Origin of the sequence: Sphingomonas melonis DAPP-PG 224 (assembly GCF_000379045.1) — a bacterium.
Classification (GTDB): domain Bacteria; phylum Pseudomonadota; class Alphaproteobacteria; order Sphingomonadales; family Sphingomonadaceae; genus Sphingomonas; species Sphingomonas aquatilis.
Genome location: NZ_KB900605.1, coordinates 2,797,371 through 2,821,702 on the forward strand (window position 1 = coordinate 2,797,371; position 24,332 = coordinate 2,821,702).

The 24,332-nt window shown below is 68.5% G+C and carries 27 protein-coding genes and 2 tRNA genes; 15 read left to right on the forward strand and 14 right to left on the reverse strand.

What is annotated here, in order from left to right; translation table 11 throughout:
• Positions 1 to 16: 16 nt before the first annotated feature.
• Entirely contained in the window at positions 17 to 697 is a 681-nt protein-coding gene (locus SPHME3_RS0113500; protein ID WP_017978668.1) for a protein-L-isoaspartate O-methyltransferase family protein, read from the reverse strand.
• A gap of 157 nt (positions 698 to 854) precedes the next feature.
• Between SPHME3_RS0113500 and SPHME3_RS0113505 the strand changes: the two genes are divergently transcribed.
• Positions 855 to 1,199: a hypothetical protein gene (locus SPHME3_RS0113505; protein WP_017978667.1), complete on the forward strand. Its 345-nt coding sequence runs from the start codon at positions 855 to 857 to the stop codon at positions 1,197 to 1,199.
• 30 nt (positions 1,200 to 1,229) lie between these two features.
• On the opposite strand, the gene SPHME3_RS0113510 is transcribed toward SPHME3_RS0113505, so the two are convergent.
• A tRNA-Cys gene (locus SPHME3_RS0113510) sits at positions 1,230 to 1,303 on the reverse strand.
• A 42-nt stretch (positions 1,304 to 1,345) separates the two neighbouring features.
• Positions 1,346 to 1,804, reverse strand: coding sequence for a (deoxy)nucleoside triphosphate pyrophosphohydrolase (locus SPHME3_RS0113515; RefSeq protein WP_018250823.1), 459 nt, complete (start codon positions 1,802 to 1,804; stop codon positions 1,346 to 1,348).
• A 31-nt stretch (positions 1,805 to 1,835) separates the two neighbouring features.
• On the opposite strand from SPHME3_RS0113515, the gene SPHME3_RS0113520 reads away from it, so the two are divergent.
• Both SPHME3_RS0113520 and SPHME3_RS0113525 read left to right on the forward strand, forming a co-directional pair.
• Positions 1,836 to 2,036, forward strand: coding sequence for a Flp family type IVb pilin (locus tag SPHME3_RS0113520; protein ID WP_017978665.1), 201 nt, complete (start codon positions 1,836 to 1,838; stop codon positions 2,034 to 2,036).
• A 142-nt stretch (positions 2,037 to 2,178) separates the two neighbouring features.
• The gene (locus SPHME3_RS0113525) at positions 2,179 to 2,346 is read left to right on the forward strand and encodes a Flp family type IVb pilin (protein WP_018250824.1); all 168 of its coding nucleotides are present in this window, start codon (positions 2,179 to 2,181) and stop codon (positions 2,344 to 2,346) included.
• A gap of 119 nt (positions 2,347 to 2,465) precedes the next feature.
• Here the strand turns inward: SPHME3_RS0113525 and SPHME3_RS0113530 are convergent, their stop codons facing one another.
• The 4 genes from SPHME3_RS0113530 to SPHME3_RS21705 are packed head-to-tail and all read right to left on the reverse strand — an operon-like array spanning position 2,466 to position 6,341.
• A complete protein-coding gene (locus tag SPHME3_RS0113530; protein ID WP_017978663.1) occupies positions 2,466 to 3,413 on the reverse strand; it encodes an acetyl-CoA carboxylase carboxyltransferase subunit alpha in 948 nt (315 codons plus the stop codon).
• A 33-nt stretch (positions 3,414 to 3,446) separates the two neighbouring features.
• Positions 3,447 to 4,355: a tyrosine recombinase gene (locus SPHME3_RS0113535; RefSeq protein ID WP_017978662.1), complete on the reverse strand. Its 909-nt coding sequence runs from the start codon at positions 4,353 to 4,355 to the stop codon at positions 3,447 to 3,449.
• 11 nt (positions 4,356 to 4,366) lie between these two features.
• Positions 4,367 to 6,223 carry a hypothetical protein gene (locus tag SPHME3_RS0113540; protein ID WP_020493489.1) on the reverse strand — a complete coding sequence of 619 codons (1,857 nt, stop codon included), beginning with the start codon at positions 6,221 to 6,223 and terminating at the stop codon, positions 4,367 to 4,369.
• On the reverse strand, positions 6,207 to 6,341 hold the full coding sequence (locus tag SPHME3_RS21705; protein WP_018250826.1) for a hypothetical protein: 135 nt from the start codon (positions 6,339 to 6,341) through the stop codon (positions 6,207 to 6,209). Before SPHME3_RS21705 ends, SPHME3_RS0113540 begins: the two co-directional genes overlap by 17 nt.
• A 74-nt stretch (positions 6,342 to 6,415) precedes the next feature.
• Here SPHME3_RS21705 and SPHME3_RS0113550 point away from each other — a divergent pair, with 74 nt between their 5' ends.
• The 4 genes from SPHME3_RS0113550 to SPHME3_RS0113565 all read left to right on the forward strand — a co-directional run bounded on the left by SPHME3_RS0113550 (position 6,416) and on the right by SPHME3_RS0113565 (position 10,199).
• Entirely contained in the window at positions 6,416 to 6,985 is a 570-nt protein-coding gene (locus tag SPHME3_RS0113550; RefSeq protein WP_020486482.1) for a shikimate kinase, read from the forward strand.
• Positions 6,982 to 8,085 carry a 3-dehydroquinate synthase gene (gene aroB / locus SPHME3_RS0113555; RefSeq protein WP_017978658.1) on the forward strand — a complete coding sequence of 368 codons (1,104 nt, stop codon included), beginning with the start codon at positions 6,982 to 6,984 and terminating at the stop codon, positions 8,083 to 8,085. Before SPHME3_RS0113550 ends, aroB begins: the two co-directional genes overlap by 4 nt.
• Positions 8,085 to 8,225, forward strand: coding sequence for a DUF2256 domain-containing protein (locus tag SPHME3_RS20735; protein WP_017978657.1), 141 nt, complete (start codon positions 8,085 to 8,087; stop codon positions 8,223 to 8,225). The genes aroB and SPHME3_RS20735 overlap by 1 nt, the downstream gene beginning before the upstream one ends.
• Before the next feature lie 213 nt (positions 8,226 to 8,438).
• Positions 8,439 to 10,199: a retroviral-like aspartic protease family protein gene (locus SPHME3_RS0113565; RefSeq protein ID WP_017978656.1), complete on the forward strand. Its 1,761-nt coding sequence runs from the start codon at positions 8,439 to 8,441 to the stop codon at positions 10,197 to 10,199.
• Between the two features lie 49 nt (positions 10,200 to 10,248).
• Here the strand turns inward: SPHME3_RS0113565 and SPHME3_RS0113570 are convergent, their stop codons facing one another.
• The 5 genes from SPHME3_RS0113570 to radA form a co-directional block, all read right to left on the reverse strand.
• Complete coding sequence (locus SPHME3_RS0113570) at positions 10,249 to 10,578, reverse strand: DUF423 domain-containing protein (RefSeq protein ID WP_017978655.1); 330 nt, start codon at positions 10,576 to 10,578, stop codon at positions 10,249 to 10,251.
• The gene (locus SPHME3_RS0113575) at positions 10,575 to 12,341 is read right to left on the reverse strand and encodes a cation:proton antiporter domain-containing protein (RefSeq protein ID WP_017978654.1); all 1,767 of its coding nucleotides are present in this window, start codon (positions 12,339 to 12,341) and stop codon (positions 10,575 to 10,577) included. Before SPHME3_RS0113575 ends, SPHME3_RS0113570 begins: the two co-directional genes overlap by 4 nt.
• Positions 12,334 to 12,771 carry an iron-sulfur cluster assembly scaffold protein gene (locus SPHME3_RS0113580; RefSeq protein ID WP_017978653.1) on the reverse strand — a complete coding sequence of 146 codons (438 nt, stop codon included), beginning with the start codon at positions 12,769 to 12,771 and terminating at the stop codon, positions 12,334 to 12,336. The genes SPHME3_RS0113575 and SPHME3_RS0113580 overlap by 8 nt, the downstream gene beginning before the upstream one ends.
• Positions 12,768 to 13,343, reverse strand: coding sequence for a CvpA family protein (locus SPHME3_RS0113585; RefSeq protein WP_017978652.1), 576 nt, complete (start codon positions 13,341 to 13,343; stop codon positions 12,768 to 12,770). The genes SPHME3_RS0113580 and SPHME3_RS0113585 overlap by 4 nt, the downstream gene beginning before the upstream one ends.
• A 220-nt stretch (positions 13,344 to 13,563) precedes the next feature.
• A complete protein-coding gene (radA, locus tag SPHME3_RS0113590; RefSeq protein ID WP_017978651.1) occupies positions 13,564 to 14,937 on the reverse strand; it encodes a DNA repair protein RadA in 1,374 nt (457 codons plus the stop codon).
• A 250-nt stretch (positions 14,938 to 15,187) separates the two neighbouring features.
• Here radA and SPHME3_RS0113595 point away from each other — a divergent pair, with 250 nt between their 5' ends.
• A complete protein-coding gene (locus SPHME3_RS0113595) occupies positions 15,188 to 16,345 on the forward strand; it encodes a glycosyltransferase family 4 protein (protein ID WP_024310529.1) in 1,158 nt (385 codons plus the stop codon).
• Between the two features lie 538 nt (positions 16,346 to 16,883).
• Here the strand turns inward: SPHME3_RS0113595 and SPHME3_RS0113600 are convergent.
• Positions 16,884 to 17,186 (reverse strand): DUF2218 domain-containing protein, encoded by a 303-nt coding sequence (locus SPHME3_RS0113600; protein ID WP_017978649.1) that lies wholly within the window; start codon positions 17,184 to 17,186, stop codon positions 16,884 to 16,886.
• The gene (locus SPHME3_RS0113605; RefSeq protein ID WP_017978648.1) at positions 17,183 to 17,803 is read right to left on the reverse strand and encodes a PadR family transcriptional regulator; all 621 of its coding nucleotides are present in this window, start codon (positions 17,801 to 17,803) and stop codon (positions 17,183 to 17,185) included. Before SPHME3_RS0113605 ends, SPHME3_RS0113600 begins: the two co-directional genes overlap by 4 nt.
• Before the next feature lie 567 nt (positions 17,804 to 18,370).
• On the opposite strand from SPHME3_RS0113605, the gene SPHME3_RS0113610 reads away from it, so the two are divergent.
• The 7 genes from SPHME3_RS0113610 (at position 18,371) to SPHME3_RS0113640 (ending at position 24,244) form a co-directional block, all read left to right on the forward strand.
• The gene (locus SPHME3_RS0113610) at positions 18,371 to 19,687 is read left to right on the forward strand and encodes a replication-associated recombination protein A (protein ID WP_018250829.1); all 1,317 of its coding nucleotides are present in this window, start codon (positions 18,371 to 18,373) and stop codon (positions 19,685 to 19,687) included.
• A 49-nt stretch (positions 19,688 to 19,736) separates the two neighbouring features.
• Positions 19,737 to 19,812: transfer RNA gene (locus SPHME3_RS0113615), tRNA-Thr, on the forward strand.
• A gap of 40 nt (positions 19,813 to 19,852) precedes the next feature.
• Positions 19,853 to 20,563 (forward strand): endonuclease/exonuclease/phosphatase family protein, encoded by a 711-nt coding sequence (locus SPHME3_RS0113620; RefSeq protein WP_017978646.1) that lies wholly within the window; start codon positions 19,853 to 19,855, stop codon positions 20,561 to 20,563.
• The gene (locus tag SPHME3_RS0113625) at positions 20,563 to 22,854 is read left to right on the forward strand and encodes a patatin-like protein (protein WP_017978645.1); all 2,292 of its coding nucleotides are present in this window, start codon (positions 20,563 to 20,565) and stop codon (positions 22,852 to 22,854) included. The genes SPHME3_RS0113620 and SPHME3_RS0113625 overlap by 1 nt, the downstream gene beginning before the upstream one ends.
• A gap of 54 nt (positions 22,855 to 22,908) precedes the next feature.
• A complete protein-coding gene (locus SPHME3_RS0113630; protein WP_017978644.1) occupies positions 22,909 to 23,214 on the forward strand; it encodes a lipopolysaccharide assembly protein LapA domain-containing protein in 306 nt (101 codons plus the stop codon).
• The gene (gene pyrF / locus SPHME3_RS0113635; RefSeq protein WP_017978643.1) at positions 23,211 to 23,882 is read left to right on the forward strand and encodes an orotidine-5'-phosphate decarboxylase; all 672 of its coding nucleotides are present in this window, start codon (positions 23,211 to 23,213) and stop codon (positions 23,880 to 23,882) included. Before SPHME3_RS0113630 ends, pyrF begins: the two co-directional genes overlap by 4 nt.
• A gap of 2 nt (positions 23,883 to 23,884) precedes the next feature.
• Complete coding sequence (locus tag SPHME3_RS0113640) at positions 23,885 to 24,244, forward strand: VOC family protein (protein WP_017978642.1); 360 nt, start codon at positions 23,885 to 23,887, stop codon at positions 24,242 to 24,244.
• The last annotated feature ends 88 nt before the right edge of the window (positions 24,245 to 24,332 follow it).

The window sequence follows — 24,332 nt, forward strand, 5'->3', positions numbered from 1 at the left end:
CCCCCACTAACTTATTCTAGAATGTAAATGCCTTAGGCTTTGCAAAGCCCGGCAGCACCACGCAATCGCAATCGAGGAACGGCGACAGGCCGAAGCCGCCATCGGTCTTGCGCCCCGTCGCCAGTCGCGTGACGCCGCGATCGACGATGCCGGTGACGACGCGGCCGCCGGTCGCGACCTGATCGACCAGTGTGTCGGGCAGATGCTCGACCGCGCCGTCCACGATCAGCACGTCATACGGCGCGCCCGCGGCATGGCCCTGAGCCAGCGCACCCTCGATCAGCGTGACGTTCGGCGTGCCCGCCAGCGCGTCCTTCGCCAGCCCGAGGAGGCCTGCATCCTCTTCGACCGCCGCCACCTCGGCGACGATCTGCGCCAGGATCGCGGCGGTATAGCCACCCGCGGCGCCGACCAGCAGCACGCGGTCGCCCTTTTGCAGATAGGCTTCGGTCAGCAGCCGGCCGGTGACCATCGGCAGGTTGATCGCCCGGCCGCCGGCAACCGGCAGCGCCGTGTCGCGATAGGCGATGGCGCGCGCCTCGGCGGGCACGAAGGCCTCGCGCGGCAGCGTGTTCATCGCGACCAGCACGCGCTGATCGTTCACCGCATTGGTCCGCAACTGGCTGGCAACCATCGCATGGCGCATCGCCTCCGATGCCGCCGCGTTACCCAGACCGTTATCGATGCTGACGTTCATGATGACCCCTCTCGCACAACCGTATTAGCTGCGCAATACACTTCGTGACAGTCCGGCTTGTATCGCGCGCAACCCGTCGCGCCAAGCGGCGGATGCGTGTGGAGGGCGCAATCGTCCGCGGATGGTCAGCACGGTCGCAAGGCCGTATGGGCGCGCCATGATCCCAGAACTCTATCACACATTCATCGACTGGATCGGCGACGGCACCGGTCTTCCCGACACCATCCTGCACATCCATGCCGGCATGGCGGTGCTGATGGTCGCGCGCATCGTCACACGTCGATCGCTGGGCAGCTTCGTCCCCTGGTCGTTCGTCGCCGCGGCGGAGGCGTTCAACGAGATCATGGACCGGCTGAACTTCGGGTCGTGGCGCTGGGCCGACACGACGTCGGACATCGCCAACACCCTGTTCTGGCCGACGGTGATCTGCCTGGGCATCCGCCTGCGCCCGATGCTGCTGGCGCGCGACGCGGCGCGCGTGAAGATGCCGGACGAGGGCTGAGGCCCCGTCCTGACATCTGGTCCCGGCATCTGGAGGCGCGACCGGGAATCGAACCCGGGTGCAAGGATTTGCAGTCCTCTGCGTCACCACTCCGCCATCGCGCCTCGATGCGGGAGGGCGGCTGATGATCGGTTTTCCCCGTGGCGTCAACCGCCGATTGCATCGTTTCCGGTCAACCAGCGCTCCAGCATCGCCACCAATGGAACGTCGGCGGGCGGCATCGGCAGATCGTGCATCGCCGCGGGCGTCACCCACGCCAGCTCGGTCGCCTCCAGCGCCTCCGGATCGCCCTGCCAGTCGCGAATCACGTATAAAAGCAGCAGCAAATGCCGCCCGCCCAACGGCGCGCTGGCGAAGGTCAGCGGAACGCAGCCCTCCTGATCGACGACGATGCCGAGCTCCTCGGCCAGTTCGCGCACCAGCGCGGCTTCGGGGCGTTCGCCGGGATCGATCTTGCCACCCGGAAATTCCCACAGGTCCGCCATCTGCTTGCCCGGCGGGCGCCGCTGCAGCAGCACGCGTCCCTCACCATCCAGCATCGCCGCCGCCACGACCGGCAACAGCGTGACGGCCTCGCCGGCGATATCGTTACACCTGTCGACCATTTCTTAAGCGCTTTCCCCTATCGCCGACGCCATGACAGCGCGTGCGTACCTTCGTCGTCTCGTCCGGCGGCTCGCTCCGGCCCTGCGCAACGCGCGCGGCGCGACGGCGGTCGAATACGGACTGATTCTCGCGCTCGTCGTGCTGGTCATGATCGTCGCGCTGCGCGGGGTCGCGGGCGTCACCGTCAATATGTGGACCAACGTGTCCGACCAGGTCAGCAAGGCTGGCTAACCAGCCGCAGAAATCCGCCGTTTTGAGCAATACCTTAGCCGCTCGTCTTAAACCTTTGGCAACCTCACCCCCGTACACCCGTCCCCGCTGCTCCGGGTTTCCGGTTCAGCCGGGTGACTGAAGTTCGAACATGGAGACCGGAATGCTAGCGATTCGTAAGTTCATCAAGAACAGCAAGGGCGCCACCGCCATCGAGTACGGCCTGATCGCCGCGCTGATCGCCGTCGCCGCCATTGCTGCGATGAAGGGCCTGGGCACCAAGCTGACCACGACCTTCAATAACGTCTCGTCGAACATGAGCGCCACCTAAGCGCTACCGTTCGATCGAACGAAACAGGGCGGCGGACCTCACGGGTTCGCCGCCCTTTTTCGTTTTGACGATGGACGCGGGGCGAAAGCGACCGCCCCACACCGGGCACTGGCCGTGTCTTACAGCCGCCCCATCGCCAGGAACTTCGCGCGTCGCTCGCGCCGCAGCGTCGCGGCATCACGGCCCGACAGCGACGCCAGCGCATCGCGCAGCGCGTCACCCAGCAGGCGGATCGCCTCGGCGGGATCGCGATGCGCGCCGCCCAGCGGCTCGGGCACGATCGTGTCGATCACGCCGAAGGTCTTGAGGTCCTGCGCCGTCACGCGCATCGCCTCGGCCGCCTCCGCCGCCTTGTCCGCAGTGCGCCACAGGATCGACGCGCAGCCTTCGGGGCTGATCACCGAATAGATGGCATGTTCGAACATCAACACGCGATTGCCCGCCGCCAGCGCGATCGCGCCGCCCGATCCGCCTTCGCCGACGATCGCAGCGACCACGGGAACACCCGCGGCCAGGCACGCCTCGGTCGAGCGCGCGATCGCCTCGGCCTGGCCGCGCTCTTCCGCCTCGATGCCGGGGAAGGCACCCATCGTGTCGACCAGCGTCACCACCGGCAGGCCGAACCGGTCGGCCATCTCGACCAGCCGGATCGCCTTGCGATAGCCTTCGGGTTTACCCATGCCGAAATTGTGGCGCAGGCGGGTGGCGGTGTCGGAGCCCTTTTCGTGGCCGATCACCATCACCTTCGTGCCGCGGAACGTCGCGAAGCCGCCCATGATCGCCTGGTCGTCGGCAAAGGCACGATCACCGGCCAGCGGCACGAACTCGTCGAACAGCCCGGCGACATAATCCTTGAAATGCGGGCGCTCGGGATGCCGGGCGACCTGCGTCTTCTGCCACGGGGTCAGCTTCGCGAACGTGTCGCGCAGCAGCTTGTCCGACTTGCCCTGCAGCCGCACCAGATCGGCAGCGATGTCCACGGTGCCATCCGCCGCGGTCGCCCGCAGTTCGTCGATCCGGCCCTGCAGTTCGGCAATCGGTTTTTCAAATTCGAGGAAGCTCGCCATAGTGCCGCCGGTTACGGGCCACAGCCCGTCGCGTCAACGCGTGCCGCTGCCGCGCCGTTCGGGGTCCGCCAACGGGTGGCGCGTGTTGACCAGCGCTACGAGGCGGCTGGCGTCGACGTGCGTATAGATTTCGGTCGTCGCGATATCGGCATGGCCCAGCATCGCCTGCAACGCGCGCAAATCCGCGCCACCGGCCAGCAGATGCGTCGCAAAGGCATGGCGCAGCACGTGCGGGCTGACCCGATCGGGCGGAATGCCCGCGTCCGCCGCCAGCGCCTTCACCAGCTGATACAGGCGCACCCGCGTCAGATGCCCCTTGCCCGACGGAAACAGCCACGCGCGATCCGGCGCGACATGCATCCGCCACGCCGCCACCGCGGCGCGGGCGCGGTCGGATATCGGCACCAGCCGCTCGCGCCCGCCCTTGCCCTTCAGGATCAGGAACGGCCGGTCGGGGTGAATGGCATTGCGCGGCAGGCTGACCAGCTCGGTCGCGCGCAGCCCCGATCCGTATAACAGCTCGATGAGCGCCGCTAGCCGCAGGTCCGCGCGCGTCGGCGTCGCCGACGCAAGCCGGTCACCGATCACGCCGAACAGTGCATCGACGTCGCCCACGCTCAGCACCTTGGGCAGCGGCCGCGCCGTCCCCGGCCGAGGCAACGCCGCCCCCGGATCGTCCGCGCGATGCCCCTCGTCGACCAGAAAGGCATAGAAACGCCGCAACGCCGCCGATTTGCGCGCCACGCTGCTCTTCGCCAGCGCGCGCCATGCCTCCGCCAGCCGCTGCAACGCCGCCGCATCCGCCTGCACCAGCCCGCCGCCCAACACCTCGGACGCCAGCGACAGGTCGCTGCGATAGGCCGCGATCGTGTTCGCCGCGGCCCCGGCTTCGGCGGCCAGCATTTCGAGGAACCGCTCGATCAGCGCGCGGTCGGTGGCCATGATCCCCGCGATCAGGCCCGAGCCAGCGCCTCGGCCGCGATCATCCGCGCCTCACCCTCCAGCCCGACGGCGCGCAGCGCGCCGACGATACGGTAGAGCATCGCAGGCGGGACGCCGTCCCAGCGCGGCGTCTGCATGCCGATCGCGGCGAGCACCACGACCATGCCCTGCTGCCCGTCGGCCGCGGCGCGATCGATCGCGCGCGTCCACGTGTTTTCGGCACCGATCCGCACGTCCAGCGCCTTCGCCGCCCGCTCGATATCGTCGGCAGACAGCCGCCCCAACCCGGCGAGCCCCGCGAAGAACAAGCGCTGCTTCAGCGCCGCATCGCCGCGCCCGACGTAGGAGGACAGCTGACGATAGCTCAATTGCCCCGTCATATCCGGATCGGCGAGCGCGATCATCGCCCAGGCGTCGCCGCCTTCTTCCACCGCCGGGCGCCAGCGCGTCGCGGTGCGATCGAGCCCCGCGGTCAGCATCGATGCTACGAGGTAGCGCGCATCCGCAACACCCAACCGCGCCGGCAAGCGCCCCGCCGCACGCGCGGTCAGCACCAGCCGCGCATAGGACGGCTCGGCGCCTTTATCGTCGCCACCCCAAAGCCGCCGCATCGCGGCCAACCGCGTATCCACGTCATTGCCGACATAGGCGGCACGCAGATCGTTCGCCGCCGCCGCGGCACCGCTCGGCATATCGTTGGCAGCGTCCACTGCGCCATACAGATCGACCAACGCCGCCGACGATAGCACGCCCTGTCCAGCCGCCGCCTCGGCATAGGGCACCCGGTCGCCCAGCGGCACGCTCGGCGACAGCGCGTACCAATAGCGCGCCTGCTGCCCGGTCGTCGCGAACAGCGTATCGGGCACAGTCACCCCGGTCGCAATCGCGAGGCCGAAGCGCCACGCAGTCAGCACGTCGACGCCTGCCCATTCGATCGTCACCGCCTGCCCACCATCGGGACCTGCGCCGACCACTTTCTGCGCCAGCTGATAGTCGATGCCGCTCGCGACGTTGCGCCGCTTCGCCGCAGCGAGCAGCGTCTTGGCGCGGCCCGGCTCGGCCGCAAGCGCCGCGCACATCGCCTGCGCCATCGTCCAGCCGCGCTCGTGTGTCGCGGCGAGGCCCGCATCGGCGATCCCGCACAGCTCGCCCGGATCACCCGTGGCGAGCGCGGTGTTCATCGCGACCTGATACAGTTTCGGCGTGTAATTCGCATTGTCGACGCTCTGCGCCACGGCTCGCGCCGCCACCGATTCGCCCATGCGCAGCAACAGCCACGCACGCTCGGCGGCAAAGTCCGCGCCATCGACATTCTCGGGCGTGTCGAGCTGCGCTGCCAGCGTCCGCCGCAGCAGGATTGACAGCCAGCGCGACGGCAGCGGCGCGGCCACCCGGCGCATCAGCGCCTCGGCGAAGCGCCCGTCCGCACCGGCGAAGGCATTCGCCTCCAGCCCGCCCTCTCGCACGCCCGCCGGGCCGACTCGGTCGAGCGACCGCCGGGCAAAGGCCGGCATCTCATATTGCGCCAGCACCGACGGATCGATCGTCGCCACCGGCGTGGGCGTCGCGCTGGCAACCGGCGTCGGCGTATCGCTGGGCAAGGGCTGCACCATGCCGGCGCCGGCCGCTTGGCCGGACGCCGGCGTGCCGCTCGCGGCCGGAGCCGGCGCCGTGGACCCGCCCGTGCGCGCCGGCGTCGGCCGTGCGGCCGGCTGCGACGCGGGCTCGCCAAAGCCCGGCGGCAGGATCGATTCGGGACGCTCCTGCCCGATGGCGGAGGTGAACGCCGGCACCGCCGCGATCGCGATCGCGGTCAGCGCCGCACCCCGGGCCAGCAGGCGGACGCGCGTCCTAGCTGAGGTTGGCAAGCGTCACGGCCTTCTCGACATGGGTCTGCGGCCGTTCGGAGGCCCGACCGGCGAGCAGGAACAGGCCACCGACGATCACCACGAGAACGACGATGACGGAAAGGACGAAGCGGGACATACCGTACCTTGCAACACGTAAACGCAAACCGGAGCTGTTGCCCCGTCCTGACCCGCTGTATAGCGCCGAGACCGATGTTGCAAAGCGCTGTTCCCCCGTCCGACGATCATGCCCCCGCGAAACCGCCACGCGCGATCGTGCTCGTCGGGTTGATGGGGGTCGGCAAGTCGACCGTGGGGCGCCGCCTTGCCGCCCGCCTGCGGCTGCCCTTCGTCGACGCCGACCACGCGATCGAGGAGGCGGCGGGCATGACCGTCGCCGAGATCTTCGAACGCTTCGGCGAGGCCTATTTCCGTGACGGCGAACGCCGCGTCATCGCCCGGCTGATCGACGGCACGCCAAAGGTGATCGCGACCGGCGGCGGCGCCTTCATCAATCCCGAGACGCGGGCTCTGATCCTCGAATCGTCGACCGCCATCTGGCTACACGCCAACCCGGACGTGCTCGCCGAGCGCGTCGGCCGGCGCGACACCCGGCCGCTGCTGCGCGGCAAGAACCCGCGCGCGGTGCTGGCCGAGCTCGCCGCGATCCGCAACCCGATCTATGCCGAGGCGCATATCCACATCACCAGCAACAAGTCGCCGCACGAAACCACGGTCAATGCGATCCTGAAGGCGATCCGTCAGCCGGGGCAGACGGCATGAGCGCGCGCGTCACGGTCGAACTGGGCGACCGCAGCTACCCCATATTGATCGAGGACGGCTTGCTCGCCCGCGCCGCAGAGCATCTGGCCCCGCTTTCCCGCGGCCGCACGATGGCGATCGTCACCGACGACCACGTCCTGCCCCATGCCAACACCGTGCGCGACAGCCTCGCCGCGGCCGGCGTCGCCAGCGAGACGATCGTGCTGCCGCCGGGTGAGGGGACCAAGAGCTGGCCACACCTCAGCCAGCTGTGCGACCGGCTGCTCGGCCTCGGTGTCGAGCGCGGCGACCATGTGATCGCGATCGGTGGCGGCGTGATCGGCGACCTCGTCGGCTTCGCCTGCGCCATCCTGAAGCGCGGCTGCAATTTCGTGCAGGTGCCCACCACCCTGCTCGCACAGGTCGACAGTTCGGTCGGCGGCAAGACCGCGATCAACACCGCCGCGGGCAAGAACCTGATCGGCGCCTTCCACCAGCCCGCGTTGGTGCTGATCGACCCGACCGTCCTCGATACGTTGCCCTTGCGCGAAGTCCGCGCCGGCTATGCCGAGGTCGTCAAATACGGCCTGATCGACGATCCCGCCTTCTTCGCCTGGTGCGAAGCCAATGGCGCCGCTTTGCTCGCCGGCGACCCCGCCGCGCGCCATTATGCCATCGCGCATGCCGTCGCCGCCAAGGCACGCATCGTCGCCGCCGACGAGCACGAAACCAACGGCACGCGCGCGCTGCTCAACCTCGGCCACACCTTCGGCCATGCGCTGGAGGCGGAAGCCGGCTTCGACGGCAGTTTGATCCATGGCGAGGGCGTCGCCGCCGGCTGCGCGCTCGCCTTCGCCTATTCCGCCGCGCACGGCCTGTGCCCGCCCGACGACGCCGCCCGCGTCGCCGCGCACATGCGCGCCGTCGGCCTGCCCGATGGCCTCGCCGCCGCCCGCATTGCCGCCAGCGGTGCGCGCCTCGTCGACCATATGCGCCACGACAAGAAGATGGCGGCCGGCACCCTGCCCTTCCTGCTCGCCCGCGGCATCGGGCAGACCTACCTCGACAAGACCGTTGATTTAACCGACGTCGAGGCGTTCCTAGACCGGCAGCCGCGCTGATGCCCAACGGCACCGCCAAGCGCGACCTGCCGACCAAGGTCTGCCCCGCCTGCAACCGCCCCTTCACCTGGCGCAAGAAATGGGCGCGGGACTGGGACAATGTCGTCTATTGCTCCGACGCCTGCCGCAAGAAGCGGTAACGCGGCCGCGCCTCACACACGCCGTCACCCCGGACTCGTTCCGGGGTCCACCGGGCCGCCAGGGGACGGCAAGAGGCTCAATCCACCCCCCTCGCCGCGAAGTGGACAACGGAACCAGTCCGGGGCGACGGGAAAAGCTCACACCCACCACCCGTAAGCCAGTTGTCAGCTTCCCCCTCTACCCTCTCCCCCACACATATGGGGGGAAAGCACATGGCACGGCACATCACGGCATCGGCGATCGCCGCCACCCTGCTCGCCGCGACCGCGATCGCCCCCGCCCAGGCCGCCACCTGCAAGGCGGGCATGCTCGCCAATCTGCCGATCACCATGCAGGGCTGGCGCCCGATCGTGCAGACCACGATCGACGGCAAGCCCGCCCCCTTCATCCTCGACAGCGGCGCCTCGTACAGCATGATGCCCGCGCCCGTCGCCAAGGCGTTCGGCCTCCATCTGCAGCCTGCACCCGTCGGCCTGCGCATGAAGGGGATCGGCGGCGAATCGAACGTCGATCTCACGACCGTCCGCCACTTCGGCCTCGCGGGTGCGGAAATCCCGCAGGTCCAGTTCCTCGTCGGCGGCACCGACGTCGGCCAGACCGGCCTGCTCGGTCAGAACGTCCTCAGCATCGGCGATGTCGAATACGATCTGCCCGGCGGCGCCGTCCGCCTGTTCCGCGCGCAGGGCTGCGGCAAGCTCGCCATGGCCTATTGGACGCAAGGCAAGCCCTTCTTCGAAATCCCCATCGAAGCGCGCCAGAACGCCCTATCGCACACCGTCGGCACCACCGAATTGAACGGTGCGAAGCTGCGCACCGTCTTCGATACCGGCGCCGCGCAGACCGTGCTGACGCTGAAGGCCGCCGCGCGCGCGGGCGTCCACCCCGGCGATCCGGGCGTCGAGGCATCGGGCTGGGAAACCGGCATCGGCCGCCACGTCACGCAAGGATGGATTGGCCATTTCGCGCTGCTGAAGATCGGCAACGAGGAATTGCACAACATCCGCCTGCATTTCGCGGATCTCGGCCCGTCGTTCGACAACGACATGCTGCTCGGCGCCGACTGGCTCGTCTCACACCGGCTGTACGTGTCGAACGCGCAGCACCGCATCTATTTCACCTATACGGGCGGCCGGCTGTTCGACACGAAATCGCACATCGATGCGGCCAGCCAGATCGCCGTGGTCGGCGGTGTCGATGCAGCCGCGCCGACGACGGCAGAGGGCTATAGCCAGCGCGGCGCGATGCTCCAGACACAGCATGACCTGTCGGGTGCGATCGACGCCTTCAGCCACGCCGTCACGCTCGCGCCCAAGGAAGCGCGCTACGTTCGCCAGCGCGCGCTCGCCTATATCGCCGATCGCCGCCCCGTGCTGGCGATGGACGATCTCGGCACGACGCTCGCGCTCGATCCCACCGATGTCCGTGCCCGCTTGCTGCGCGCCGAACTCAGAATGCGTGCGCGGAACGACGCCGGCGCCATCAGCGACCTCGACGATGCCGCCGGCCGTCTGCCAAAGGAGGACAATCAGCGGCTCTGGATGGGGCAGCTCTACCTCGAATCCGACGCCTTCGACGCGGCGATCGGCCAATACGACCTGTGGCTCGCCAGCCATCGCGAGGACGCCCGCCGGCCCGAAGCACAGAACGGCCGCTGCTGGGCACGCCTGTTGCCGAACAAGGATATCGATGCGGCGAAGGCCGACTGCGCCGCCGCGGTGCGCGCCGTTCCGACCGACGCCAATTACCTCGACGGCCGCGGCCTCGTCGCCTTCCGTCAGGGTGCCTATGCCGACGCGGTGGCGGACTTCACCGCGGCGCTGGCGATCAATCCCAAACTGGTCTGGGCGCTGTACGGCCGCGGCCTCGCGGAACGCCATCTCGGCCGCACCGCCGACGGCGATCGCGACATCGCCACCGCGCAGGGCCTCAGCAAGACGATCACCGCACGGGCGAAACGCTACGGATTCGGCTGAAACCCGCCTCCACCGTCATCGCGAGCCCAGCGAAGCAATGACGGCGACCCTAAGCCCCCCGCAACCCCCAGGCGAACCACAACCACCCGATAATCAGCAGCGTGCCGCCAATCGGCGTCACCGCCCCCAGCCAGCGCGGCGCCCCCAGTGCCATCAGGTACAGCGTGCCTGCAAAGATCGCCGACCCGGCAACGAACAGCCACGCCGGCCCGCGCGCCTCGAACCGCAGCGCGACCAGCGCCGCCACCGCATGGATCAGCTGATATTGCCCCCCGGTCTTCAACCACTCGACCGCCGGGCCGCTCGCGCCATGCGCCCCGAACGCGCCGGCAGCGACGGCAATCGCGCCCGACAGCGCGGCAAGCAGGCCAAGGATCATCGCGGGTCATTCCCCCAGGGTTGCTGTTCGGCGACCAGCGCCCGCGCCGCGCGCAGGTCGCCGGCCTCGATCTGGATGCGCAGCCGTTCCTTGTCGCGGCTGCGGTACATGTCCTCCGCCCGATCGATATCCGCCTGCCCGATGCCCAGATCGCGCATCGCGACCCGCGCCATCTTGATCGCCGATTCCAGCACCTCGCGCACGACATAGACCGCCGAACTCTTCTTCAGCCGCACCAGCGCCCGCCGGTCGAATGCGCGGACGTAGATCGCCGCCTTCGGGAAGGCTTCGTGAATGCCCTCCAGCATCTCCGCATCGATCTGGTCGCCGTCCATGCAGAACAGGATCAGCTCGGCTTCTGCCGCGCCCGCCTGCCGCAACAGGTCGATCCGCGTGCCATCGCCATAATAGACCTTGGCGCCGAACTCGCCGGCGATGTCGATCATCTCGATATCGGTGTCGATCAGCGTGACGGGAATATCCTGCGCCAGCAGCATCTGCCCCACCGTTTGGCCGAAGCGCCCATAGCCGACGATGATCGCATTGGCGCCGTCCGCCGTCGGGCCGTCGCGCGGTTCGTCCTTGGCGATCGGTTCCTCGCGGAACCGCTTGGTCGCCGCCATCAGGAACGGCGTCGTCGCCATCGACAGCGTGATGATCGCGCCGAACAGGCTCGCCGCCTCGGGTGCGATCAGGAAGCCCGATTGCGCCTGCGCGAACAGCACGAAGCCGAACTCGCCGCCCTGGCTCAGCAGCAGCCCCAGCGCCAGCGCGCTGCGCCACGTCATCTTGAACGCCATGCCGATGCCGGTGATGACCGCCGTCTTGGTGACGATCAGCGCCGCCGCCATCGCCGCGACGAACAGCGGCCGCTCGGCGATCGCCTGCAGATCGAGCATCATGCCCACCGCCAGGAAGAACAGGCCGAGCAAAATCGACCGGAACGGCTCGACATCCGCCTCCAGCTCATGCCGGTACGGGCTGTCCGCCAGCATCACGCCCGCGATGAACGCGCCCAGCGCGGTGGACAGGCCCAGCGCCTCCATCAACGCGGCGCTGGCGATGACGGTGAACAGCGCCGCGAACACGAACATCTCGCGCTCGCCAAGATTGCCGATCAGGCGGAACAGCGGCCGCAGCAGGAACCTGCCCGCCAGGATCAGCCCGACCACCGCCCCGACCGTGTACAGCGCCAGCAGCCACCCCGGCGGACCGCCCGCATCGGCAGGGTTGCGGCTCATCGCCGCGACGATCGTGATCAGAGGCACGATCGACAGGTCCTGGAACAGCAGGATCGAAAACGCCCGCTCGCCGAACGGTGTGCGCAGCCGCCCCGACGATTGCAGCATCGGCAGCACCTGCGCCGTCGACGACAGCGCCAGTGGCAGACCCAGCGCCAGTGATGCGGGGACGGAGAAATGCGCGAACGCCCAGATCACACCGGTGACGGCAAGACCGCAGGCGACGACCTGCAACAGCCCCAGCCCGAAAATCTCCTGCTTCATCCGCCACAGCCGCGACGGGTTCAGTTCCAGTCCCACGACGAACAGCAGCAACGTGATGCCGAGTTCGGCGATCCCCATCTTCGATTCGGCATCGCCGACGAGGCCCAGCACATGCGGCCCGACGACCGCACCCGCGACCAGGAAGCCCAGCGTCGCACCCAGGCCGATCCGGCGGAACAGCAGCACGAACCCCAGGCCGAAGCCCAGCAGGATCATCCCGTCGCGGAGCATCGACACGCCTTCGGCCGCCTCATGCATCGGCCGTCTCCGCGCGCGCCGCAAATGCGGCCTCTGCCGCCGCCTCGAACGCCAGCCGGATCGAAGGGTGCCGCGCGGTATAGTCCAGTGCCGGCGTGAACACGTCGATCCCCGGCCAATCAGGCGTATCCCCCTCCCGCGCCAGCCACGCGGTCAGCGCATCGCGCGCCGCGGCCAGCTCCTCGGGCGTCTTGCCGATGATGTCCGCCGCCAGCAGCGACGACGATGCCTGGCCCAGCGCACAGGCGCGCACCAGCAGCCCGACCTCCTTCACGCGGCCGTCATCGCCCAGCCCCACGTCCACCGTCACCCGGCTGCCACAGATCGGCGATCGCTTTTCCACGGTCGCCTGCGCATGCGCCAGCCGCTCATGGTGCGGGATCGACGCCGCCAGCCGCAGGATTTCGGCATTGTACAAGGGGGCGTTCATCGCGGGTCACTTCCATTGTCGGGCTGGCCCGCCTCGCGATCCAGCATCGCGCGCGAACCGAACACGGGCAGCCCGCGACGGCGACGATCGACGAAATCGGCGATCCCCGCGCTCGTCGCGTTGAGCAGATTGTAGCATTTCGACTGGGTCATCCAGTCCGGCCGCCGCGCCGGCCCGCCACGCGCGGTATCGACCAGCAACGCGGCCAACAGGAAGGCGAGGCTCGCGAGGATCAGCCCTTTTAGCGCGCCGAAGCCGAAACCCAGCGCCCGATCCACCGGCCCCAGGATCGAGGTGCGCGTCCGCTTGCCGATCGCATTGGCGACCAGCTTGCCGCCCAGATACGTGCCGCCCGCAATGATCGCGAACGCCGCCACCGCCGCGCCCGACGGCGTGCCGACCGTCCCCGCCAGCTTGGCCGCGAGCGCGACGTGGAAGAGCTTCAGCATCGCGACGATCGCCACCCAGGCGAACATCGACAACACCTCCGCGACGAACCCCCGCCGCGCGCCGAGCAGCGCCGCGCCCCCGACGAGCAGCAGGACGATGATATCGAGTGCGGTAAGACCCATAGACCCCCGGGAATAAGGACGCGGAACGCCCGCGGCTAGTCCTGCATCGGACGAACTGCGATGTGCGAGGGCGACGTGAGGCCGCCCCGCCTTCCGCACCCACCCCCGTCATTCCCGCGCAGGCGGGAATCCAAACGCGCTACCGATAGCGAGAGAACCGCAACGTCAGAGGTTATGGATTCCCGCCTGCGCGGGAATGACGGAAAGTAGCCGAAGCCCCTCACCCCCGCCCCAGCATATGATCCACGAACTGCCCCAGCGTCCGGAACCCCGTCAGCCGCAGCGCGCTGTCGTCCTTGGCCAGCGCGATCGGCACCATCGCGCGTTCAAAGCCGAGCTTCCCCGCCTCCTTCAGCCGCAGCGCGCCATGCGCCACCGGCCGCAGCTCGCCCGACAGCGCGACCTCACCGAACGCCACCGCATCGACCGGCACTGGCCGTTCCGACAGCGCCGATACCAGCGCCGCCGCGACCGCCATGTCCGCCGCCGGGTCCTGCACGCGATAGCCGCCCGCAATGTTCAGATAGACTTCCGCCGTCGCAAAGCTCAGCCCACACCGCGCCTCCAGCACCGCCAGGATCATAGCCAGCCGCCCGCTGTCCCAGCCGACCACCGCACGCCGCGGCGTCGCGCCGCTGGCGAGGCGCACGACCAGCGCCTGGATCTCGACCAGCACCGGCCGCGTCCCCTCCAGCGCCGGGAACACGGTCGTCCCGCTCACTCCCTCGTCACGCTGCGTCAGGAACAGCGCCGACGGATTGGCGACTTCGGCCAGCCCTTCGCTCTGCATCGAGAACACGCCGATCTCGTCCGTTCCACCGAAGCGGTTCTTGATCGACCGCAGGATGCGATACTGATGGCTGCGCTCGCCCTCGAAGCTCAGCACCGTGTCGACCATATGTTCCAGCACGCGCGGCCCCGCGATCGACCCGTCCTTGGTCACGTGGCCGACGAGCACCAGCGCGGTCCCGCGTTCCTTGGCGAAGCGGATCAGTTCCTGCGCTGATGCGCGCACCTGGCTCACCGTGCCCGGCGCGCCCTCGATCAGGTCGCTGTGCATCGTCTGGATCGAATCGATCACCAGCAACGCTGGCGGCGCGCCGATCGACAGTGTCGTCAGGATATCGCGCACCGATGTCGCCGCAGCGAGCTGCACCGGCGCGCTTCCCAGCCCCAGCCGCCGCGCGCGCAGCCGCACCTGATCCGCAGCCTCCTCGCCCGACACATAGGCGACCGACCGCCCGGCGAGCGCGAACTTCGCCGCCGCCTGCAGCAGCAATGTCGACTTGCCGATCCCCGGATCGCCACCGATCAGCGTCGCCGACCCTTCGACGAAGCCGCCACCCAGCGCCCGGTCGAGCTCGGCGATTCCCGTCGCCATTCGTTCGGGCAGCGCGATCTCGGCATCCAGCCCGACCAGCTGCACCGTCCGCCCGCCGGTGTGCAGATTATGCTTGGCCTGGAACGGCGTAACGACCGCACCCGCCTCTTCGACCAGCGTGTTCCATTCGGCGCAATCGCCGCACTGCCCCGCCCAGCGATGCGACACCGATCCGCACGCCTGGCACACATATCGTTTCTGCGGTTTCGCCATGGCGGTGCGTGTAGCGGAATGAGAACGATAAGGGAACAGATTTCGGGCTATCGGCAGCCCCCAAATCCCCCGTCACCCCCGGGCTTGTGCCGGGGTCCACTCCTCCGCACGGGGGAGGTCCGAGCCTCCAGCCGTCCCCTTGCCGCCCGGTGGACCCCGGAACAAGTCCGGGGTAACGGTGCGCAGGCGCGACAACCACCCCCAAGCGACATAGTCACGCCGCAATCGCAACGCTATGGCCGGCGCCATCATGCACCCGTCGGACCTTCGTGTCGCGCTCTTCAGCGGCAATTACAATTACACCCGCGACGGCGCCAATCAGGCGCTGAACCTGCTCGTGCGCCACCTGCTCGACCGCGGCGTGACGGTGCGCGTCTATTCGCCGACGATCGATCCGCCCGCCTTCCCGCCGACCGGCGACCTCGTGTCGGTGCCGGCGATCCCGATGCCCGGCGGCCGCGCGGAATATCGCCTGGGCCGCTATCTGCCCAAGGCGACGCGTGAGGATCTCGAGGCGTTCGCGCCCAACATCATCCACGTCTCCGCGCCCGAGTTTCTCAACCACGGCGCCGTCACCTGGGCGCGCCGTCACGGCGTGCCGTCGGTCGCCTCGTTCCACACGCGCTTCGAAACCTATTTCCGCTATTATCGGATCGGCTTCATCGAACCGATGATCAAGGCGATCATGACGCGCTTCTACAACCGCGTCGATCGCGTCATGCCGCCCAGCCCCAGCATGGGCGAGGCGCTCCGCGAATGGGGCGTCACCACGCCGATCACCATCTGGTCGCGCGGCATCGATCACGAACGCTTCAAGCCGGACCGCCGCGATTGCGCCTGGCGCCGCAGCCTCGGCATCGCCGATCATGAGGTCGCGATCGGTTTCCTCGGCCGGCTGGTGAAGGAAAAGGGGCTCGACGTCTTTGCCGAGGTGGTGAAAGAGCTCACCCGCCGCGGCGTGCCGCACAAGGTGCTCGTCGTCGGCAAGGGCCCGGCGGAAGACTGGTTCGCGCAACAGGCCCCGCACGCGATCTTCGCGGGCTTCCAGTCGGGCAACGACCTCGGCCGCGCGGTCGCGTCGATGGACGTCTTCTTCAACCCCTCGATCACCGAAACCTTCGGCAACGTCACCACCGAAGCCATGGCCGCCGGCGTTCCCGTCGTCGCCGCGCGCGCGACGGGCGCGGTCGATCTGGTGGAGGACGGCGTCACCGGCTTCCTCGTCGATCCGAAGGACATTGCGGGCTATGCCGATGCGATCGAACGCATCGTCGCCGACCCTGCACTGAAGGCCAGCATGGGCGAAGCCGGCCACGCCAAGGCCGCGCAATATCGTTGGGACACGGCGAACCAGGCGGTGCTCGACACGTACTTGGAGCTGCACGACGGGCCGCACGCCGGTCGCTAGGCTGAACCATCGTCACGGATCGCGTCACTCCCGCGACGGCAAGGTCTCTGCAAAGGCCAGGCCGCCCACCCCCTCCGATCCGTCACCCCGGACTTGGTCCAGGGTCCACTCCGCGGCGAGGGAACGGCCCGAGCTTCTATCGCCCCCCCTGCGGCCCGGTGGACCCCGGACCAAGTCCGGGGTGACGGATCGCGTGCTGGTAGCGACAAAATTCCCGCAAAGGCCCTATTAACACCGTCACACGATCCGCGCCCCCACCCACACACGTCATTCCCGCGAAGGCGGGGATCCAGACACGCTAACGTCTGCGATGGAAGCGAAACGTCAGAGGTTATGGATTCCCGCCTCCGCGGGAATGACGGACGGTGGAATTAGAGGATTCCTGCCGTCCCTTCGATCGAAGACAGCGACAATCCCTCTTCCTCGCCGCGCCTCCGCGTCACCCGATCTTCTCTCTACGTCGCGTCTTCGCGTCTTCGCGTGAACACTCCTATTCGTCATTCCCGCCTTCGCCGGAATGACGAAGGACGCAAAGCCCTTACCCCTCCCGCCAATCGAACGTCAGCGGCGCCTCGCGAAACGCGAACCGGTCGAGGTGACTCGCCACCACCTCCCGCATCCGGCCCGTGTCCTCGCCCTCGGGCACGGTCAGCACCAGATCCAAGCTCTCGCTGTCCGCCCGCATCGCCAGCACCGATCCGGTGGGAAAGGTGATCGTCCCCTCTTCCTCGGTAAAGGCCACCGTCATCTTGTGGCTCCAGTGCTTGGCCAGCTGCTGGAGGTAGCGGCTCGCCGAATGCGTCGGCACGCGCACGACGGAGATGTGGGGCGTGCCGCTCACTTCAGCCGCTCGATCTTGCGCACGACCTCGTCGATCAGCTCGGCCACGTCATGCCCCGCCTCTTCGGACAGGTCGCCCGCCTCCAGCCGGGTCTGCAGGACCGTGCGCAGGTTGCGCATCGCCCGCCGGATCGGCGCGCGATCGGCGCGCGCGCGATGCTCGCCGACGTCGGTCAACCGCGCGATCAGCGCCGCGACCAGCTCCGCATTTTCGGCGAGGTGCGCCGCACCCGCCTCGGTGATCGCATAGCGCTTGCGCGTCGTGTCGGACGCCTGCTCGGCGATCAATTCCATGTCGGCGAGCATCGTCAGCGCCGGATAGACCATGCCAGGCGACGGCGCATACGCGCCCCCGGTCAGCTCCTCGACCGCCTTGATCAACTCATAGCCGTGGCGCGGTTCGTCCGCGATCAGCTTCAGCAGCACCAGCCGCAATTCGCTGCCGTCGAACATCCGACGACTCCGCCCGCCGCCGCCGCGCCCTTCGCCGAACACCTCGGCAAAACGCTGGTCGAGCTTCTCGCCCCACTGCTCCCAGCCCCCGCGCGGCCCGAAACCGTGATCGCGCGCGTGGCGATATCCCCGCCCGTGGCGGTGTTCATGCCCATGACCAAACATTGTACGTCCTTTGTGTTTCGATGCACTCAAGATATATCACAGAGCGAAGGGTACAAGCCCGATCAAGATATATTTTGATCGGGTGCGGCGGTCTGGAATGGATCGACATTCGCCAAGGCCCGAAGTCCTCCCCCGCCAGGGGGAGGTGGCATGCCGCAGGCATGACGGAGGGGGAGGTAAGGGTAGCGCTTCGTTATCGGAGACGCTCCCGTCCGCCCCCTCCGTCACCGCCTTCGGCGGCGCCACCTCCCCCTGGCGGGGGAGGACTTACTTGCGTCGAAGTTTGGTCGGTCCCGCTGCCCGTTGGATCGCAAATGGCGCAACGCCTTCATGATAAATGCAGGACGCCGGACGACTGCCCTACACCGCGCGCGCCATGCTACGCCCGCACCATGCCCCGCGCCCTCACCCGTCGCGATCCGATGCCACCAGAATGGAAACGATCGCCCTGGATCGTTTCGCGTAAGGTGTTCATGTTGTCCAAGTCGCGCAAAACGGCGGACCGCCCCCCCCCCCCCCGATCACGACGGGGGTGACGCCCCACCCCCCACGCCTTATCTGACCGTCATGGCAGACCTGCTCACCGGCCTCGAACCGGAGCCGACCCCGACCCCACCGGCCGCCGACGCCCCGCTCGCCGATCGCCTGCGCCCACAGACGCTGGCCGAGGTCGTCGGCCAGGAGCATCTCACCGGCCCCGAAGGCGCGATCGGCCGCATGGTTGCCGCCGGCCGCCTGTCGTCGATGATCCTCTGGGGGCCGCCCGGCACCGGCAAGACGACGATCGCGCGCCTGCTCGCCGACGCGGTGGGCCTGCGCTTTCTCGCCATTTCCGCGGTCTTCTCCGGTGTCGCCGACCTCAAGAAGGCGTTCGCCGAGGCGCGGGACCATGCCCGCCTCGGCAAGCGCACGCTTCTGTTCGTGGACGAAATCCACCGCTTCAACCGCGCGCAGCAGGATGGCTTTCTGCCGTACGTCGAGGACGGCACGGTCACGCTGGTCGGCGCGACGACGGAAAACCCCTCGTTCGAACTCAACGCCGCCGTGCTCAGCCGCGCGCAGGTGCTGATCCTCCACCGCCTCGGGGCCGAAGCGCTCGGCAAACTCCTGACCCGCGCCGAGCAGCTGGAGGATCGCCCCCTCCCCCTCACGCCCGATGCCCGCGCCGCGATGATCGCGCAGGCCGATGGCGACGGCCGCTTCCTGCTCAACCAGGCCGAGACGTTGTTCTCAGTCGACCTGCCCGAACCGCTCGATCCGGCCGGCCTCTCCGCCTTCCTCCAGCGCCGCGTGCCGGTGTACGACAAGGATCGCGAGGGGCATTACAACCTCATCAGCGCGCTCCACAAATCGATCCGCGGCTCCGATCCCCAGGCCGCGCTCTACTATCTCGCCCGTATGCTGACCGCGGGCGAGGAACCGCTTTACGTCCTCAGGCGGCTCACCCGCGCCGCGGTCGAAGACATCGGCCTCGCCGACCCGCAGGCGCTGGTCCAGTGCATCGCGGCGAAAGACACCTACGACTTCCTCGGCTCGCCGGAGGGCGAACTCGCCATCGCCCAGGCGTGCCTCTACCTCGCCACCGCCCCCAAATCGAACGCCGCCTACAAGGCGCAAAAGGCGGCGTGGCGCAGCGCGAAGGAAACCGGCAGCCTGATGCCCCCCGCCAATATCCTCAACGCGCCCACCAAGCTGATGAAGCAGATCGGCTATGGCGCGAACTACGCCTACGATCACGATGCGGAGGACGGCTTTTCCGGCGCCAATTACTGGCCCGACGAATTGCCGCCGCAGACGTTCTACGAACCCACCGGCCGCGGCTTCGAAGCGCGCCTGCAGGAACGCCTCGCACATTGGGACGGCCTGCGTGCGAGGCGGCGGTGACGCACGCCCTCTGGACTATGGCGCGCGCCTGTCGCATGGGGCGTGCCGCGCCGGGTTAGCTCAGCTGGTAGAGCAGCGGTTTTGTAAACCGAAGGTCGCGGGTTCGATCCCTGCACTCGGCACCATAACGGCACCAAATGCGCGCGGCGGCGTTACGCCTCCGCAATGGTTTCTCGTCCCCTGAAGGTCGCTAGCTACAATATCCACAAGGGGATCGGCCTCGACCGCCGGCGCAACCCCGAACGCGTGCTGGAGGTGCTGCGCGAGGTGGATGCCGACGTCATCGCCCTGCAAGAGGCCGACCGCCGTTTCGGCACCCGCGAATCGGTGCTGCCGCTCCACCTGCTCGACGACCACAGCGACTGGAAGCCCGTGCCCTTCGGCATGCGCGCGCTGTCGATGGGCTGGCACGGCAACGTCATCCTCGTCCGCAAGAGCGCCGAGATCGTCCACCACACCCCCATCCATCTGCCCGCACTCGAACCCCGCGGCGCGGTGATGGCCGACATTGCCACGGCGGCCGGCGTATTCCGCGTAGTCGGCATGCACCTCGATCTGTCCGGCCTGTGGCGCCGGCGGCAGGCCGCGGCGATCTGCGCGCATGTCGACGGATGCAGCGAGCGGCGTCCGACCGTGCTGATGGGCGACCTCAACGAATGGACCGCCGCCGCCGGGTGCCTGCGCGACTTCGGCCGCGATTATCGCATGGCGGCGACCGGCCCCAGCTTCCATTCGCGCCGCCCGGTCGGGCGGCTCGACCGGATCATGGTGTCGCGCGACCTGACCGTCACCGATTGCGGCGTCCACGCCAGCGCCGCCGCGCGCAAGACGTCGGACCATCTGCCCATCTGGGCGACGCTGGCCGTGGCACCCTGATGCGCGAAAAGGAGCTTCGCCTCGCGCTCGTCTGCTACGGCGGCATCAGCCTCGCGGTCTACATGCACGGCATCACCAAAGAGGTGTGGCGCATGGTCCGCGCCAGCCGCGCCGCCCATGCCGGCGAACCGCCAGCCGATGGCACGCAGGGCGTCTATCGCGAACTAATCGAGGAGATGGAGGCGCTCGCCGGCATCCGCTTCCGCGTCCTTGCGGACATCATCGCCGGCGCGTCGGCGGGCGGCATCAACGGCATTTTCCTCGCGCAGGCGATTACGACCGGCCAGAGCCTGGAACCGCTGACCGACCTTTGGCTCACCTCGGCGGACGTCGAGGCGCTGATCGATCCCGAGGCCGCGCCGGCCAGCCGCTTTTCGAAGATGTGGGCGCTGCCGCTCGCCTGGGTCGCCGCCGGCCGCAGCGCCGATTCGGTCGCCGCACTCGATGACGCCACGCGCGACGAGGTGCGCACGAAGCTGTCGCATTTCGTCCGCTCGCGCTGGTTCGAACCGCCGTTCGGCGGCGCCACCTTCACCGGCCTGCTGCTCGACGCCTTCGATGCCATGGCGCGCAGCGAAGCCGGTCCGCGCCTGCTGCCCGACAGCCAGCCGCTCGACCTGTTCGTTACCTGCACCGACTTCACGGGCCATCCCGAGCGGCTGAAGCTGAACTCCCCGCCCGAAGTGCTCGAAACCGAACATCGCATCGTGCTCGGCTTTTCGGATCACGGCGCCACCGGCACGATCGGCGCGATCCCCGAACTGGCCTTCGCCGCGCGGGCGACCTCCAGTTTCCCCGGCGCCTTCCCGCCCTTCACCGTCGGCGAGCTGGACGGCGTTCTCGCCGAGCGCGACGTGGCATGGCCGGGTCGCGAGGACTTCCTGCGCCGATCGCTGCCGCGCCAATATGCCGCGCGACAGGTCGATAAGGCCGTGCTGATCGACGGATCGGTGCTCGCCAACGCGCCCTTTCGCCCCGCGATCGACGCACTGAAGGAACGCCCCGCCCGCCGCGAGATCGACCGCCGCTTCGTCTACATAGACCCCTCGCCCGGCATCAAGATCCGCCTCGGCACGCCGGGCGAGGCGCCCGGCTTCTTTCAGACCATCCTCGGCGCGCTGAGCGATCTGCCCCGCCAGCAGCCGATCCGCGACAATCTCGACGCCATCGCCGCCCGCTCGCAGCGGATCGACCGGATGCGCGGCATCGTCACCGCCCTGCGCCCGGCGGTGGACGAAGAGATCGAGGCGCTGTTCGGCCATACCCTGTTCCTCGACCGACCGACGCCCGCGCGCCTCGTCGCCTGGCGCCGCCGCGCGCAGACCGCCGCCGCCACGCGCGCCGGCTACAGCTACGCCGCTTATGGCCACCTCAAGCTCAGCGACGTCGTCGCGACGATCACTGCGCTGCTCTACCGCGTCGGCGGCGAATTGGGGCAACAGCGCTGGCAGCGGATCCGCTCCGCGATCGAGGCGGCGATCGCCGAGCGCGGCTTCGGCGGCACCGCGCCCAGCTTCTCAGGCAAGGAAAGCGCAGCGACGATCGACTTCCTGCGCACCTTCGACATCGGCTTCCGCATCCGGCGCCTGCGGCTGATGGCGCGGCGTCTCGGCGAGATCGATGGCGAGGCGGAGGATGCCAGCGGCACGGCCACGATGCGGGAGGCGATCTATGCCTCGCTGGCGACCTATCTCGACCGCCAGCGCGCCGACGACCACCTGCACCTGGGCATGCTGGTCCGGCAGATGCGCGGTCAGGATGCCGCACCGCTGCTCGATGCGCTGGCCGAGGCGCTCGACCTGACCGCGCTCGACGCGGCCACCGACGAACGGCTGGCCGAGGCGCTGGCGACGGTCGACAAGACTACCCGCCGCACGCTGCTGCTCACTTACCTTGGCTTCCCCTATTTCGACACCGCGACGCTGCCGCTGCTCCAGGGCGAGGGGCTCGACGAATTCGATCCGATCAAGGTCGATCGCATCGCCCCCGACGATGCCGTCGCGATCCGCTCCGGCGGCGCGGAGGCGACGTTGAAGGGCATCCAGTTCAACAGCTTCGGCGCCTTCTTCAGCCGCGCCTATCGCGAAAACGACTATCTGTGGGGTCGGCTGCATGGCGCCGAACGGATGATCGACATCTGCGTGTCGACGCTGCCCGCCACCGTCCGGATGAAGGCCGGCCGGGTCGCCGCGATCAAGCGTGCCGCCTTCCGCGCGATCCTCGACGAAGAGGAACCGCGCCTCACCGCCATCCCCGCCTTGTTCGCCAGCCTGCGTGTCGAAATCGGATAGGCTGGCCTTCCTCCGCCTCTGCGGCTACCCTCCCGCGCACCTCAGGAGTGTTGCATGCAGTTCCTCAAGATCCTGTTCTGGTTCCTGCTCGCGTTCGTCGCGGCGCTGTTCACCTATGGCAATTGGACGCGCGTCCAGATCAATCTGTGGAGCGGCCTGATCGCCGACGTGAACCTGCCGCTGCTGCTGCTGGTGACGTTCCTGATCGGCTTCGTACCGACCTACCTGTATCTCGGCACGGTTCGCTGGCGGCTGCGCCAGCGCCTGACGACCTGCGAGCGCATGCTGGCCGACGCCCGCGCGCTACCGGTCGCGACACCCGTCGCAACACCGGCCATCGCCGAAGAGCCCGTCGCATGAGCCCGATCTACGTCGCGATCGACACCCCCGATCTCGCCCGCGCCAAGGCGATAGCCACACGCACCCGCACCCATGTCGGTGGCATCAAGCTCGGCCTCGAATTCTTCTGCGCCCATGGGCAGCACGGCGTGCACGAGATGGCGAAGCTCGGCCTGCCGATCTTCCTCGACCTGAAACTGCACGACATCCCCAATACCGTCGCCAAGGCGATCCAGGCGCTGGGGCCGCTCGAACCCGCGATCCTCACCGTCCACGCCAGCGGCGGCCGCGCGATGCTGGAGGATGCCAAGGCCGCCGCCCCGCTCAATACGAAGGTGGTCGCGGTCACGATGCTGACCAGCCTCGACGCCGACGATCTCACCGCCACCGGCATCACGGGCAACGCGCACGATCAGGTACTGCGCCTCACCGATCTCGCACACGAAGCCGGCATCGACGGCATCGTCTGTTCGGGCGAAGAGGTGCGCGCGGCCAAAACGGCTTGGCCCAAGGGCTTCTTCGTCGTCCCCGGCGTCCGCCCCGCCAACGGCAGCGCCGGCGACCAGAAGCGCGTCGTCACCCCCCGCGCGGCGCTTGACGCCGGCGCCTCGATCCTCGTCATCGGCCGCCCGATCACCCAGGCAGAAGACCCCGACGCCGCGGCCCGCGCGATTGGTGCGACGCTGTAGTCGTGGCGCTGGTTCGTCCTTTCCTCCCTGCAAAGGACTTTGCGCAGTCGCGCGCCTTCTACGAAGCGATCGGCTTCATCCTCGTCTACGCCGACGCCGACCTTGCAATCTACGATTACGAGGGAGCGGGCATCCTGCTCCAGAATTACTATGTCGAGGATTGGGCGGGCAATTCGATGCTCCAGCTGTTTGTCCGTGATCTCGACGACTGGTGGCAGCGCACCGCGACCTTGGCAGAGCGCTTCGGCGTCCGGCTCCCCACTGCGCCTGAGATGAAGCCATGGGGCCTGCGCGTCGGCATGTTGGTCGATCCCGCAGGTGTGCTGTGGCACGTCTGTGAAAACGTGCCAGCCTCCGACTAGCGCGGGGTTGGGACAAAGCTGAGCGCGTCTAGGCCAACGAGAATGCCATAGATCGCCGGCGTGCGAGCAATCAAAGGCGCGTACGAAA